Origin of the sequence: Bordetella genomosp. 10, assembly GCF_002261225.1 — a bacterium.
GTDB lineage: Bacteria > Pseudomonadota > Gammaproteobacteria > Burkholderiales > Burkholderiaceae_B > Bordetella_C.
In genome coordinates this window covers 2,817,731-2,832,454 of sequence record NZ_NEVM01000005.1, presented here as the reverse complement: position 1 = coordinate 2,832,454, position 14,724 = coordinate 2,817,731, and the positions used below count along the sequence as shown (strand labels likewise).

Here is a 14,724-nt window from a genome sequence, read left to right as displayed (position 1 = left end):
GGCCCTGAAAACTCTTACCTGATAAGGACGCGCGCCATGTGTCGAGCATGGCCGCTCCCATGAACCTTTGGCCAAAGGGTTTGGCGCGTTGTGCGTCGTATTCGTCAGACAAGAGTAAAACCGTGAACAGTCAGGACATCCGGAAGACGACGGCGGGGAATCGTCGTGGCAAGCCCGTTGGCGCGGCCTTGAACACATTGGCCATTTCGGTGGCGCTGGCCTTTGGCATGGCGCCGCCGGCGGCGCATGCGCAAGCCGGCATGCAGGTAAGGATCGATATTCCGGCGCAATCGCTGAACCGGGCGCTGCTTCAGCTCGGGCAGCAAACGGACATCCAGCTCTACTACCTGCCGGAAACCGTGCAGGGATTGAACGCCCCGGCCGTCTCCGGGACGATGACGCCCGACCAGGCGCTACAGAAGCTGCTGGCCGGCACGGGCATCGAGTTCCGGACGAGTGGAAAGACCGTTACGTTGTCCAGGCCCGGCTCGTCGTCTTCCGTGGCGCAATTGCCCGAGGTAACGGTCATCGGCGCGCCGGCGACCGGCGCCACGACCGAAGGGTCGGGCTCCTACGCGGCGAATGCGGTCACGATGTTCGGCAACGCCCAATCGTTGAAAGACATTCCGAGTTCGGTTTCCGTCCTGACCCGCCAACAGATGGACGACCAGAACATCACGACCATCAACAATGCCATGCTCTACACGACGGGTGTTTCGTCGATCGGCTATGCGGGAACGATGGGGGCGGGCACCCGGGCGTACTACAACGCACGCGGATTTCCCGTCGATGTGCTGCTGGATGGACAGTCTATCGTCAGCGGCATCCAGTGGTTGTCGCAATTCGATATGGCGATGTACGACCGGGTCGAGACTTTCCGCGGACCGGCGGGCCTGCTCGATGGGCAGGGTTCGTTCGGCGGCAGCGTCAATCTGGTGCGCAAGATGCCCACCGACACGTTCCAGATCAAGAGCGAAACATCCATTGGCTCCTGGGCGAATTATCGGCAAATGGTGGACGTGTCGGGGCCGTTGAACAAGGAAGGCACCTTGCGCGGACGCGTGGTCGGCGTGGCTAGCAAGGGCAACTCGTATCTTGACGGCGAGCGTTCCCGGGAAGGCATGGGCTACGCCGTACTGGAATACGACATCGACCCAAGAACAACCGTATCGCTATCCGCGGGATATCAGACGGCGCCTGTCTACCGATTCGATTTTGGCGTGGGCTACGATTCCGCGAACCATCTCGTGATAGGCCCAAGAGGGTGGTCGCAGAATTTCGGTCCCGACTGGAATCGATCGTACACGACGATCAAGGAAGCCAACGCGACGCTGAAACACCGGTTCGACAACGGCTGGAACGCGCAGGCAACCGTTTTGTCGCACGAGTACGACGCGTACTACAAATATGCCTACACCAATACGCCCGTCGCCGGCACGAATACCGCCGCTTATTACGGTCAAAGGCAGGACGTAAAGGACGATTGGCTAGGCGTGGACGCCCACGTGTCCGGGCCGGTTACCGTCCTGGGACGCAAGAATGATGTCCTGCTGGGCGCCAGCTACGCTTCGTATAACTACAAATTCCTGAGCGCCTCGCAGAATATCGGGACATACGATATTTTTTCGCCGCGCATCCCGGAACCGGATTTGCCGTATACATCGGGAACCCGGACGCGAATCGAGCAATACAGCCTTTATGGCCAGGTGCACGCTCACCTGACGGACAAATTTTCCTTGGTCCTGGGAGGACGCGATGTCTTCTTCCGGGAGAGGACGAGAACGACCCTGCCGACCGACACCAGTTGGAACACCGTGGCGAAACAGAACGGGAAGTTCGTCCCGTACGGCGGCTTGATCTATGCGCTGACGCCCCAGATTTCCGCCTATACCAGCTATTCGAAAATCTTTTCCGCCCAGACGTCCAGCACGTATTCGGGAGCAGCCATCCAGCCGTTCACCGGCGAGCAATACGAGGTCGGGCTCAAGGGCGGTTTTCTGGACAACCGGCTTAACGCGACGATTGCCGCGTTCCGCATCAACGGCGATCACCTGGCAGTCAGCGATCAAACCCACGCCGGCTACTACGTCGACAGCGGCGCGGTGCGGAGCCAGGGTTGGGAAGCCGAACTGTCCGGTTCGCCGCTACCGAACTGGAATATCGTCACGGGCTATACGCTGGCCAATACGCGATACTTGTCCAGCCCTACCGCCCAGGGGCAATCGTATAGCGGCGAGACGCCTCAACACCTGTTCAAACTGTGGACGACCTACCGTTTCACGCAAGAGGCATTGCAGGGATTCAGCGTCGGCGGCGGCATGTACGTGCAAAGCAATACCTGGCGGTTCAAACCCCAATACCACCAGGGCGGTTACGCCACCTTTTCCACCAAGGTGGGCTATCAGTTCAATTCGCACGTCCAGGCGGATGTGACGGTCAATAACGTCTTCAATAGGAAATACTACAGCCGTGCGCCGTATACGCTCTTCGCCGAATATGGCGCGCCGCGCAGTGTCATGCTGACCGTGCGGGCCAGCTACTGAATCGCGGCCGGCGCGAAGATGCTAGAAATCCACGGAAGCAGACAGCATCACCGTCCGTGGAATCCCTTGCGAAATCGTCCCGTACGACGCCACGCCTGACCAATAGGCACGGTTGAAGACATTCAGCACGGTCAGGCGGAAGGTGGTTTCCTTGCCATAGACTTTGGTGCTGTAGCGCGCGCCCAGGTCCAGCGTCGTCCATGACGGCACGGATTGGGTGTTGGCCTACCCTACGTCTGCTACCGTGAGAATGGCAAACCGGTCACGATTCGGGCGAATGTGCAAAACCTGTTCAATCGTGCCTACTGGGCCAATGCCGATGCAAGCTACGGGCTCGCGCTCGGCGTCGGCCGGATCTTCATGCTCTCTATGCAGTTCGATTTCTGAGATATGAGACGGCCTTGCGGATCCTTGTCTCGGGCTTGCCCGCGGCCGATTACGGCGGCCGCCGCTTCAATGTTTATCTGCGCCGCCGCCCGCCTCCGTCCCTCCCTCCGTCCCGGCGTCCGGGACGTAGATGATCTCGCCGCTGTCGAGCCGGTACGCCGTGCCGATCCGCTGGCCCTGGCGCGAACCCGCCTTGGCATCGGCCGCCACGTAGCGCGAGACCTTGCCGCCGGCGCGCGTGACGATCTCCATATCGGGCTTGCCGGGATTCTTCACGATGGTGAAATCGCGCGAGGTCAGCAGGTCCGCCATCTTGAGGTTGGACACCAGGGCGATCATCAGCGCCAGCGCGAACACCAGCGCCACGTCGAACAGATTGATGAGGAAACCCAGCGGGTCCATCTCGTCGCCGGCCCGGTCGCCGCGCAGCAGGGAGCGCCGCCGTTTCATTGGACTACCCTCCTGCCGCTGCGCGGCCTCCTCCCCGAGGGAGGAGGCGCGCTTGGGGCGGCCCAAGACCTCATCTCGCTACCGGGGGTTGGCACAGGCTGTCTCATGCCGCCTCCCGAAGCTTGCTGCTGAAGTATTCGAGCAGGGAAAGATCGTCGAGCGCCCAGCGGCTGGCGGCCTGGTGCAGCAGGAAGCCGATGGCGCCGATCACCAGGCCCACCACCGTGGTGGCGAAGGCCACTTCCATCTTGCGGGCCAGCAGGGTGATGTCGCCGGCCGCCAGGCCCACCAGGGCCGGTCCGAGCGGGATCAGGGTGCCCATCAGTCCCAGCAGCGGGCCGATGCGCGTCATGGTGCGGTACAGGCCGAGCTGGCGGTCGCTTTGCAGTTCGAATTCGGTGAGTACGCGCTCGTGCCAGGCGGCGTCGCCGGGCTTGCGTTGCAGGGCCTCGGCGGCGCGCTGCAGGGCGTCCGGCTTGCTGCCGGGGCCGCTCAACGCCGCCGCCAGCGCGGCCGCCTCGGCGCCGGCCTGCCCGTCGGGATGCGCCGCCATGCGGCGGCGGCGCCGCAAGCGGTCGGACCAGTGTCCGTAGAACGCGCCCAGGGCGATCAGGCCGCGCGCCAGCAGATAGAGTATGGCCACCACCACGGGCACCTGGAGGGCCGCGGCGATCCACGAAAGGGTCTGTATCAGTTGTTCCAAGTCAGCGTTTCCGGTTGGGGTTGCGGTCGGGTTTGTCGTTGAGGGTCATCGGCCGGCGCGCCAGCGCTGTGCGAGCCAGCCCAGCGCCACCAGGGCGAGCACCAGCGCGGCCAGCAGGGCGAGCCGGTCCCACATGGCCGGCGTCGGCTGCGGCTGGGCCGGCTGCGCGGGCCGCGCCAGCCACAGGCCGGCGGCGACCTGCACCGCGTGCAGCAGCAGGCGCAGGCCCGTGCGCATGAGGGGATCGGGCAGGGCCGAGCGCAGCAGGACGGCGCCGCCGGCGAAGAGGGCGGCGAACACAACGGCGCAGATCCAGGCCAGGACGTCGAAATCGACCCCGTCGATGGCGAGCATCGCCCACACCTGCGCCAGGAACAAGGCGATCAGCAGGGACGGCGGCGGCACCGCGCCCAGCAGGCGCCAGCGCAACGCCGCGCGGCCTTGCGCGGCGGCCACCGCCTGGCTGCCGAAGACCAGGGCTTCGACCAGCAGCAGCGCCGCCAGGTCCAGGCGCCGTTGCGGCAGCGCCAGCCACTGGCCCAGTTCGGCCACGCTGGTGCGGCTGGCGGTGGCGCCGGTCAGCACCAGCATGGCGGCCAGCGCCAACGCCAGCACACCCAGCCGCGCCGGCCCGAGGTCCGCCATCTGCGCCATGGCCAGGACGACGCAGGCCAGGCCTAGCACCAGCAGCAGGGCGTCAGGCAGGTTCATGGAAGTGTCCTCCGGCCGTTGCGCGACGCTTCCTCAAGGGAAGATTCGCGCGTGAGTAGACCCGGCGCGTGCATAGGCGCGTCCTCCAGTCGCTGCGCGGGCGTCTCCACGAAGGAGGATTCGCGCTTGGTGCAGTCCGGCCCGTTCATCGGCCACCTCCCGCGCCGCCATGGCGCCGGCGCAGCCAGACGATGGCCAGGGCCAGCGCCAGCAGGAGGCCCAGCAGCAGGCCCACGGATGCCGCGTGGCGCTCGTTCGTGGGGCTAGTTGTAGATTCGGTGCGGGTGGCCTGAGCGGCCTGGGCGGGCGTGGCGCCGGCCGGCTGGGCCGCGGCCTGGGACGCGCCGCCCACGTCGTCCTGCTTGCGCAACACCAGCCCCTTGTCCGTATCGATGGCGCCGCCTTCGTTGGCGCGCTGCAAGGCATCCTCGTAGCCCGCGCGCGCGTTCGCGTCGAGCTGGCCGGCGATGAAGGCGCGCAGCGCCGCGTTGTCGTTGACGAAGCCGGTGCCGCTGGCGCCGTGACGGGCCACCAGGTCCGCGTGCAGGCGCGCCGTGTCGCGCAGCGCCTGCGCGTCCGGCTTCCAGTAGCCCTTGCGCGCGGTCTCCAGCATGACCGCCGTCATCTCCTGCAAGGCATAGGGGTTGGCGCGTTCGAAGAAGGCATGCACGCCCAGGCCGCCGGCATCCCGCACATAGGCGGCATACAGCGCGTCCCACAACTGCGGCTGGATGACGGACGGCTTCATGACGTTCCAGCCGTACACGTTGCGGAAGGTCTCGGCGAAAGTTTCGGCCGACGACGCGCCGCCGCGCGCCATGCTCTCGACGTAGGCGGGATTGAGCAGCGTCGCCCGCGCCTCCAGCGCGATGGCCGCCCCTGCTTCGCGCACCGTCGGCTTCGCCGGATCGCGGTAGTCGCTGAAATACGCGGCGGGATCGCGGCCCGTGACCTGCCGCACCGCCAGGTCGAGACCGCCCATGAATTCGTAGACGTGGTCCAGCGAGATCGGTCCCCAGGTATTGGAGCCGATCGGCTGCACCACCATGTCGGTGCCGGCCAGCGCCGCCTCGAAGACGCCGGGCTGGAAGGCGCCCCACATATCGCCCGCGCCGAACGTCGCGCCCATATTGTGCAGATAGGTCCGCGCCACCTCGGCATCGCTCTGCCAGCGGTCCCCCGCCTCCACCATGCCCATGATGCCGGTGCCGTAGTTGCCGTCGATGCCGCCGAACACCCGCGCCGAGGCGTAGCGGCGCGCGTCCGCGGGCGCCAGGCCGCGTTCCTTGAGCTGGCGCTCGGCCGCGGCGACGCCCTGCGCCACCGCGTTGTCGTCCTCCTGCGCGCCGGCGGCCATCGTCACGGCGCGTTCGATCAGGTACAGGCGCGACGCCGCCAGGTCGCGCAACTGGCCCGAGGTCTGGACCACGACGTCGATGCGCGGCCGGCCGAGCGCCGCGCGCGGAATGAGGCGCAGGCCGGCGACGCGCCCGGACGGGTCGCGCACCGGCTCGACGCCCAGCAGATAAAGGATCTGCGCCAGCGTGGCGCCCTCGGTCTGGATGAAATCGCCGGCCCACAGCGTGACGGCGACTTTCTTCGGCCACGCGCCGTCGTGCTCGGCCCGGTGGCGCGCCAGCAACTGGTCGGCCAGTTGCCGGCCCACGCGCCAGGCCTGCGTCGATGGCGTCTGCTCGGCGTCGATCGAATACAGGTTGCGGCCCGTGGGCAGCGCGTCGGGGTTGACCAGCGGATCGCCGCCGGACGAGGGCGGCGTGTAGCCGCCGGCCAGGGCATTGTCCAGCGCCGCCAGTTCAAGCGCGGGACTGCGCGCCAGCAGGTCCCGGTAGGAGGGAATCGCCTGCGGCCGGTCGCGCCCCATCAGGCGCGCCGTGGCGTCCAGGCCGGCGTCGGAATAAGGCGTTCCGAGCGTGTACAGGCCCGCGGTGATGCGGGCATGCTCCAGCGATTCCATGTGCTCGTCCAACTGGTGCAGTTGCGCCGCGGTCCAGGGCGCGTCGGCGGGCAGGCCGATGTCCCGGTGCAGCCCGAGGGCGATCGCCTCGCTCTGCACGTCGCGCGCGTACTCGGCCTGCAAGGCGGGGTTGGCCGCGGCGTCCCAGGATTGCAGCAGGTCGCCCAGCCGCTTGTAGGCGGACTGCGCGCCGCCTTCGCGCAGCGGCGGCGTCAGGTGCGACACGATGGTGGCGTAGCTGCGCCGCTTGGCGATCATGGCTTCGCCGACGTTGCCCATGGTGTAGAGATAGACGTGCGGCATGTCGCCGATCAGCGCGTCGGGCCAGTCCATGCCGGACAGGCCGACCTGCTTGCGCGGCGTGAATTCCAGGCTGCCGTGCGTGCCGAAATGCAGGATGGCGTCCGCCTTGAACACGTTGCGCGTCCACAGGTACGAGGCCACGTAAGGCCAGGGCGGCGCCAACTGCGTGCCGTGCACCAGCTTGAAGGTGTCCTCGCCGATGCCGGGCAGCGGCTGCGGCAGCAACACCACGTTGCCCAGTGGCACACGCGCCACCGCGACCTGGTCGCCGATGCGCAGGTAGTCGCCCGGCGCCGGGCCGTAGCGCTGCGCCGCCTGGTCGCACAAGACCTGCGCCAGGCTGGCGCCGCACCACTGGCGCAGTTGCGCCGCCGACACGGCGGCCGGGTCGGCGTGGCGCGCGAAGTCGGCGAAGTCGCCCTTGGCATAGGGGCCGATGTTGGGGCCGCGTTCCTGCAGCAGCCGCGCGAAGCCGGCCTCCGTATCCGGCAGGCCGTCGACGCGATAGCCCTGGGCGCGCAGATGCCGCAGCAGGGCGTACAGCGAGGGCACGACCTCCAGGTCGCCGGCGGTCAAGGCGCTCTGTCCCGGCCCCTTGTAGTAGTAGATCGCCAGTTTCTTGTCGGCGTTCGCCATGGCGCGCAGCGCCACGGTGTTGCGCACCCGCGCGGCGTAGCGTTCCAGCCGCCGCGGCAGCGCGCGGAACACCTTGAAACCGTGCTCGTCGCGTTCCTGGGCCGCGATGACCATGGGCGCGATGGCGCCGTCGAGTTCGGGCAGCGTGACCGACATCGTCAGCAGTCCGCCCTCGAAGCCGCGCGGGTCGGCGCGCCACTTGCTTTCTTCGTCGAACACCGTGAGCGGGGCGAAGACGGGCACGTCGTGCCGTGTCAGCCATTGGCCGGCTTCGTCGGCCTGTCCCGGCGCCAGGCGGCCGTGCGGCATGTAGACCACCGCGGCCGGTTCGACCTGGCGCAGGAATTCCAGCCGCCGCTGCATCGCCGCGATGGGGACCACGTCGAAACCGGCGGCCTCGAAGGCGCGGATGGCCGCGTCCACCTGATCGCGGTTGGCGTTGAAGGGGCCGGGCACGCTGGTCAGCAGCGCCAGCCGCGGCCGGCCCGCCTGCCATCCGGGCTGGCGCTGCCGCCACGCCTGGAAGGCCGCGAAATCCGTGAACACCGCCTCGTCGTCCAGGCCGAAGAAAACGTCATGGGGCACGGCGCGCGGCGGCTGGGCCGCGCGCGCGAACAGCCGCTTGCCGTCCAGCCTGGCGCGCGCGTAGTTCAGCAACTGGGCGTAGTTGTACGGGCCGCCGTTGCGCAGATAGCCGGCCACGGCCTCGCGGTCGGGGCCGGCCAGGTTGGTGTAGTCCAGTTGCGGGTTGGTCGGCGCTTCCACGTAGATGCGCGTCCCCGCGCCGGCCAGCGCCCGCAGTTGCGCGCGCTGCGCGTCGTCCAGGGCGAGGCCGCGGCCGAACATCAGGACCAGGTCGTAGCCGCGCAGCTCGGCCAGCTTGCCGGTATCCAGCGCATCGACCCGCACGAAGGGCCCGGGGCGCGCCTGGACGATGCGGGCCGCCTGGAAATCGGGATAGTGGACCAGCGCGACGCGCGTCGGCGCCAGCCAGAAGCGCCAGCCGGCGCCCAGCGTCAGAACCACCGCCACCACCAACCCCCCTAGCATGACCCGGCGCCAGGCGCGTCGCGGCCCGGGTCCGTTCTTCACAATCGACCGTCCATTTTCCACAAATGCTACCCGATATAAATGAAATGTTATAACGTATCGATTTTAATTCAAATTTCCTTCACCTCATCTTCACGTTTTAGCGACACGATTCATGGCCGCCCGTTTTCGTTGGACCCCACTCGCTCTTGCCATCGCCAGCACCCTCGCGGTCGGCGCGGAAGCACAGGAACAGGATCTCAAGCCGGCATCGACCGCCGCCGCGACCCCCGCCACCACCCTGGCCGCCACGGAAATGGCGCCCGTCACGGTGACCGCCACGCGGCGCGCCACCGACGCGCTGACCACGCCCGCGACCATCGACGTCATCGACCAGACGCAGTTGCGCGAAAACATCGTCACGGATTTCCGCGACGCCCTGCGCTATGAGCCGGGCATCGCCGTCAAGCAGGAGCCGCGCGGCCGTGGCGGCGAGGCGGGCATCGAAGTGCGCGGCATAGGCGGGCAGCGCCTGGCCATGCTGGTGGACGGGGTGCGCCTGCCCAACGGCTACGTCGCGGCCGGCGCCAACCTGGGGCAGCTCAAGCTCGACCCCGCCTCGTTGTCGCGCATCGAGATCCTGCGCGGCCCCGCGTCCAGCCTGTACGGCAGCGACGCGCTGGCCGGCGTGGTGCTGTTCCACACGTTGTCGCCGACGGACTTCCTCGACGAGGGACGCGATTTCGCCGGCGATGCCGCCATCGGCTACGACGGCGCCACGCAGAGCCGCTCGACCACGGCCAACCTGGCGTTCCGCGCCGGTCCGACGCAAACCCTGATCGGCGCCACGCTGCGCGAGGGCCATGAACTGGAGAACAACGATCACCACGTGACGCCCAACCCGCAGGACACGCACGAGCAGAGTTTCCTGCTGAAATCGATGGTCGATCTCGGCGCGGCGCAGACGCTTACCCTGACGGGGGAGTACTACGACCAGACCGTGCGCACGAACCAGCGTTCGCTGGCCGTGCCGATCGCCGGCGGCACGCGCATCGCGCGCAGTTCGGCGGACGACGACAGCACCCGCGCGCGGCTGGGGCTGGCCTATCGCTGGGACGCCGACATGGGCTGGTTCGATACGCTGACGGCGCAGGTCGACTACCAGCACAGCACCAGCAGGGAGCGCACCTCGGAGCTGCGCCTGCCGCCCGGCGGCGCGCGGCCCCTGTTGCGCGACTCGCTGCTGTCCTACCGCGAGCCGCAATGGTCCGGTTCCTTCCAGCTCAACGGCCATGCCCAGCTCGGTGCGACGACGCACCGCTGGGTGGCCGGCGTCGACCTGCTGGGCAAGTCCATCAGCCTTTACAACGACGCCAGCCAGCGCGCCGCGGCCGGCGGGGCGTCCACGCACGTCGTCGACGGCGACGTCTACCCGCGCAAGATCGCGCCCGATACCGATGTCCGCAACGTCGGCTTCTTCGTCGAAGACGAGATTTCCTTTGGCGACGGCCGCCTGAAGCTGACGCCCAGCGCGCGCTACGACTACTACCGGCTGACGCCGCGGCCCGATGAGGAATTCGCCAATGCGAACGTGACCGGCGGCAAGCCCGTCAGCCTGTCGAAAAGCGCGGTCACGCCGCGCCTGGGCCTGAGCTACGAATGGCGGCCGCGGCAGGTGGTCTATGCCAACTACGTGACGGGTTTCCGCATGCCCACCTACGATCAGTTGAACCGGATCGGGCAGGTGCCGGTGGCCACCTTCATCCACGATTTCGTGCCGGCGCCGAATCTGAGGCCCGAACGCAGCCGCGGCGTCGAACTGGGCATTCGCGGCGAATCGCCGGCCGGGTCCTATGACCTGACCGGCTTCTACAACCGCTACCGGGATTTCATCGACACCCAGATGATCGCCTACATTCCGCCCGGCGCCAGCGGCGGTCCGCGCGCCATCCGCCGCTTTCAGTCGCGCAATATCGGCGAGGTCGAGATCTACGGCGTCGAGGCCAAGGGATCGCTGTCGCTGAACCAGTGGATCGACGCCGCCGATCGATGGAACCTGCTGGGCGCGGCCCAGTGGTCCATGGGCAATGACAAGACCAACGACCAGCCGCTGAACAGCATCCAGCCCTTCAAGCTGGTGGCGGGCCTGCGCTGGGACGGCGGCGCGGGACGCTACGGCGCCCAGTTGACCGGCAACTTCGTCGCCGGCAAGCGACGCGTCGACCGCGACCTGGCGCAGACCGGCCCCACCGCGCCGGTGCCCCTGACGACCGCCGGCTACGCCACCGTCGACATGACCGGCTACCTGCACGTCAACAAACGCACGACCTTGTACCTGGCGGTCTACAACCTGTTCGACCGCCGCTACTACGACTGGTCCATGGTCAGCGGCCTGACCGGCAACGACGCCCGCCTGGCCGCCTACACCGCCCCCGGCCGGACGGTCTCGGCGAACTTGCGGGTGACGTTCTGAGTGGAGGCAGGCGGAGGACTCGAGCCGCCGGGTAAAAGGCGGCTGCCCCTTCTTGGGAGCATGGCCGCCAACTGTTCAAGCGCAGGTAAGGGTCAGGTGCCCCAAGGGTTCTTGCGCGGGATGGACGCGGATTTCAATGTCGTAGCCCAACCGATTCAGGCAGTCCATCAGTTTGCGTTCGGAGAAATCGGAGAATTCGCCGCGCAGGAGGGCGGAGACCTTGGGTTGCGTCAGGCCCATGCGCTTCGCGGCTTCCACCTGGGTCAATCCACGCTCGCGGATGGCCTTGGTGATTTCAACGGTCAGGCCGGACTTGATCTTGAGCTTGTCGGCGTTGGGCAGCCCAAGATCGGCAAACACGTTGCCAGTGCTGACCTCGACCTCTACTCCTTCAACGATGCGCTTTTTCATCCTTCAACTCCTGTGCCACGATTGCCGCGACCTTCAGTCGCTGGCGGATGATCGCGATATCCGCCTGGGGTGTCTGGATGCCACGTTTGCTTTTTTTCTGAAAGGCGTGGAGCACGAAGACAGCTTCCTGAAAGCGTACGGTATAGACGGCACGATAAGTGCCATCGGCGTCGTCTTCCACGACTTCCAGGACGCCCGCGCCACCGAAACCCTTGAGCACCTTGGCGGCATCATGCTGTTCGCCTCGCTGGGCAAAATCCAGCGCGTGACCGAAAAAGCGGCGCACTGGAGCCGGCAAGCCAAGCAAGTCCTTTTTGCTGCTGCCAATCCATAGCAGCGGCCGTTCACGATCATCGGTCATGCCAAATATACCATTTCCAGGATATTTACGGTTGGGCTCGTAGTTCAACCGTCGGAGACTCGCTGATGAACTGCAATGCGTTGACTGCGGAAGGCAGTTTCTCGACTTCCTGTGCGTTCAGGAAGTCGGCCCGTTGCTGCCCTATCGCTTTGCGTTGTGCGACGAAGGTCGCGCGGTCATGGCCGCTGCCGAGCTTTCGTCCGACGTGTGCGCTAAGTATCGTTCGAGCGTGTCCGCGTTCCAGTCAAGCGTTCACCGACCAGTTTGCGTCGCAGGCGTCGCATTCGCCGCCGCTGCTTTCTGAGCCACCTGCGTTCGCGACAGGCGGGGATCGATATTTACTCGCCCTGCCTCATTCCAGCTTGAACCCCGCCAGGGAAATCGTGCGCCTTGCAATATTGAGCTGGTGGATCTGGCTGGTGCCCTCGTAAAGCCGGAACAGGCGGACATCGCGGTAGAAGCGCTCGACAGGATTCCCCCGGATGAAGCCGGTGCCTCCGAGCATCTGCACGCACCGGTCCGCGACCCGGCCGCACATCTCGGATGCGAAATACTTGCAGATCGACGCCTGCATGGTCACGTCCTTTCCTTCGTCCCTTTCGCGTGCCGTTTGCAGGATGAGCGCCCTGGCTGCCTGGATCTCCGTCTGGCAGTCCGCGATCATGGCCTGCACGAGCTGGAAGTTCGCGATGCTTTGTCCGAACTGGCGGCGCTGGACAGTCCAGGCGATGGCCTCGTCCAGCATGCGAATCGCGGGCCCCGTGCATAGGGCGGCCAAATGGATGCGCTGCTTGTTCAGGACCTTCATCGCGGTCTTGAAGCCCATCCCTTCGCGCCCCCCGATCACGTTCGACGCCGGCACCCGGCATCCATCGAAATAGACTTCCGAAACGGGAGAGCCGGCCTGTCCCATCTTTTCATAGCCCGGGCCGGTGCTCAGGCCCGGCGTATCGCGGTCGACGAGGAAGGCGGTGATTCCCTTCGCGGTCGGATCCCGCGGGTCGGTGCGAGCCATCACCGTGAAGACCCCCGCGATCGGCGCATTGGTGATAAAGCACTTGGAACCGTTGAGCACGTAGTGATCGCCATCGCGGATGGCGGAAGTCTTCAAGGCCGTCGCATCCGAACCGGCTTCCGGTTCAGTCAGGGCGAAGGCCCCCGTTATCTCGCCGCGAGCCAGGCGTGGGAGATAGCGGTCCTTTTGCTCCGGCGTGCCATCCGCGACCAGCGCCTCCGATCCGATGCCGGTATTCGTGCCGACGCGAGCGCGAAACGCCACGGAGGCCTGCGACAGCTCCATGGCGGCCAACACCAGTTCCTCGGTGGTCATGCCCGCGCCACCCCAGTCCTCGGGAATCGACCAGCCGAAGAATCCCTGGCGTGCCAGCAGGTCCACGAGGTCGTCGGGAACCTCGTCGCGTTGCTCGACTTCGGCTTCCCTGGGGATGAGCTTGTCACGCACAAAGCGCCGTAGGGAATGTATGGTCTGTTCGAATGCGGAAGCGTCACGAATCATGGCGGGCTCCTGATGCTCAGATGACTTGCAGGGATCGCAGGCGCGCGAGTTCTTCGGCGGACACGCCGATCGCGCCATAGATCTCGGCGTTGTGTTCGCCGACGTCGGGGCCTGTGCGCGGTACGCTCATCGGCGATCCCTTGAATCGCGGGACGGTGGCCGGCGCGGGCAGTGAACCGAGCGCCGGATCGGGCAGGCGGACCAGGGCGCCCCGGGCCTTGAAGTGCGGATCCTCCAGGACATCGTCGATCGAGTAGACCTTGCAGCAGGGGACCGAATGCGAATCGAGCAGCGAGCAAAGTTCGGCTTGCGCATGTCGCGCGCACCAATCCGCGATGCGGTCGTCCAGCTCCCGCAGGTGCGCCATGCGCTGCGGATTGCTGGCAAAGCGCGCGTCGTTGGCGAGTTCCTGCTCCCCCATGGCCGCGCAAAGCCGCCGGAAGGTGGCGTCGGAGGAGCCGACGATCGTGATCCAGACGCCATCCTTGGTGCGATAGATGTTGGACGGCGCGGTATAGGTCGCGCGCGCGCCGCTTCGTGCGCGCTCGGTGCCGGTGCGTTCCCGCTCGACGGGCAACGGCTCCAGCACGCGAAGTAGCGCCTCGGTGGCGGACAGGTCTACGTCCCGTCCGGGTGCGTCGGGATATCGCGCCCGTTCGGCGGCCACGGCGGCGATAGAGAACGCGCCGAACAGGCCCGCGACTGAATCCCCCAGCGGGAAATTGATGTGCAACGGAGAGCCGCCTTCCTCGCCCGTGAGGTTGGCCAGTCCGCTCATGGCTTCGAAGATGCGCGCGAAACCCGGCCGGTTGGCGTAGGGGCCGTCCTGGCCGAAGCCGGTCAGCCGTAATACGGACAGACGCGGGTTATGCGCTTGCAGGGTGGCAAAATCCAGGCCCCAGCGGTCCAGGGTGCCGGGCCGGAAATTCTCGACCAGCACGTCGAAGTCCTCGATCAGTTGCAGGAAAAGCGCTCGTCCCTGCGGCTTGCGCACGTCCAGGGAGATGCCGCGTTTGCCACGGTTAAGCACTTTCCAATACAGCGCGTGCTCGGGCTCCACCGGCGCAAGAAAACGCAGCGGGTCGCTGCCGTCGGGCAACTCCAGCTTCACGACCTCCGCGCCCAGATCCGCGCACAAGGACGACGCGAACGGCGCCGCAACCACGGTTCCCATGTCAAGGATGCGCAAGCCGCGCAAGGGGCCATTCGTAGTGTCGATGCTCATG

10 protein-coding genes and 1 pseudogene are annotated in these 14,724 nt (G+C 66.6%); 2 read left to right on the top strand and 9 right to left on the bottom strand.

Translation table 11 applies throughout. The annotated features are described in order from the left end of the window. The first annotated feature begins 122 nt into the window (after window positions 1-122). Window positions 123-2,543, top strand: coding sequence for a TonB-dependent siderophore receptor (locus CAL29_RS28685; protein WP_179284211.1), 2,421 nt, complete (start codon window positions 123-125; stop codon window positions 2,541-2,543). A gap of 21 nt (window positions 2,544-2,564) precedes the next feature. Here CAL29_RS28685 and CAL29_RS28680 read toward each other — a convergent pair. The 5 genes and pseudogenes from CAL29_RS28680 to CAL29_RS28660 form a co-directional block, all read right to left on the bottom strand. Next, window positions 2,565-2,768: pseudogene (locus CAL29_RS28680) on the bottom strand (hypothetical protein); the annotation flags it as partial. Between the two features lie 228 nt (window positions 2,769-2,996). After that, on the bottom strand, window positions 2,997-3,380 hold the full coding sequence (locus CAL29_RS28675; RefSeq protein ID WP_094856272.1) for a DUF2149 domain-containing protein: 384 nt from the start codon (window positions 3,378-3,380) through the stop codon (window positions 2,997-2,999). Window positions 3,381-3,483: 103 nt separating this feature from the next. After that, window positions 3,484-4,083: a MotA/TolQ/ExbB proton channel family protein gene (locus CAL29_RS28670; protein WP_094856271.1), complete on the bottom strand. Its 600-nt coding sequence runs from the start codon at window positions 4,081-4,083 to the stop codon at window positions 3,484-3,486. A 45-nt stretch (window positions 4,084-4,128) separates the two neighbouring features. Continuing rightward, window positions 4,129-4,794, bottom strand: a complete 666-nt coding sequence (locus CAL29_RS28665; RefSeq protein ID WP_094856270.1) for a hypothetical protein — start codon at window positions 4,792-4,794, stop codon at window positions 4,129-4,131. A 145-nt stretch (window positions 4,795-4,939) separates the two neighbouring features. Then, window positions 4,940-8,758, bottom strand: coding sequence for a cobaltochelatase subunit CobN (locus CAL29_RS28660; protein ID WP_094856269.1), 3,819 nt, complete (start codon window positions 8,756-8,758; stop codon window positions 4,940-4,942). 154 nt (window positions 8,759-8,912) lie between these two features. Between CAL29_RS28660 and CAL29_RS28655 the strand changes: the two genes are divergently transcribed. Next, window positions 8,913-11,210 carry a TonB-dependent hemoglobin/transferrin/lactoferrin family receptor gene (locus CAL29_RS28655; protein ID WP_094856268.1) on the top strand — a complete coding sequence of 766 codons (2,298 nt, stop codon included), beginning with the start codon at window positions 8,913-8,915 and terminating at the stop codon, window positions 11,208-11,210. A 75-nt stretch (window positions 11,211-11,285) separates the two neighbouring features. Here the strand turns inward: CAL29_RS28655 and CAL29_RS28650 are convergent, their stop codons facing one another. From CAL29_RS28650 to CAL29_RS28635, 4 genes are all read right to left on the bottom strand, one after another. Continuing rightward, the gene (locus CAL29_RS28650; protein ID WP_094856267.1) at window positions 11,286-11,621 is read right to left on the bottom strand and encodes a helix-turn-helix domain-containing protein; all 336 of its coding nucleotides are present in this window, start codon (window positions 11,619-11,621) and stop codon (window positions 11,286-11,288) included. Continuing rightward, on the bottom strand, window positions 11,602-11,982 hold the full coding sequence (locus CAL29_RS28645; protein ID WP_094856266.1) for a type II toxin-antitoxin system RelE/ParE family toxin: 381 nt from the start codon (window positions 11,980-11,982) through the stop codon (window positions 11,602-11,604). The genes CAL29_RS28650 and CAL29_RS28645 overlap by 20 nt, the downstream gene beginning before the upstream one ends. Window positions 11,983-12,334: 352 nt before the next feature. Continuing rightward, window positions 12,335-13,498, bottom strand: coding sequence for an acyl-CoA dehydrogenase family protein (locus CAL29_RS28640; protein ID WP_094856265.1), 1,164 nt, complete (start codon window positions 13,496-13,498; stop codon window positions 12,335-12,337). Window positions 13,499-13,514: 16 nt separating this feature from the next. Beyond that, window positions 13,515-14,723 carry a CaiB/BaiF CoA transferase family protein gene (locus CAL29_RS28635; protein ID WP_094856264.1) on the bottom strand — a complete coding sequence of 403 codons (1,209 nt, stop codon included), beginning with the start codon at window positions 14,721-14,723 and terminating at the stop codon, window positions 13,515-13,517. Window position 14,724 lies beyond the last annotated feature (1 nt).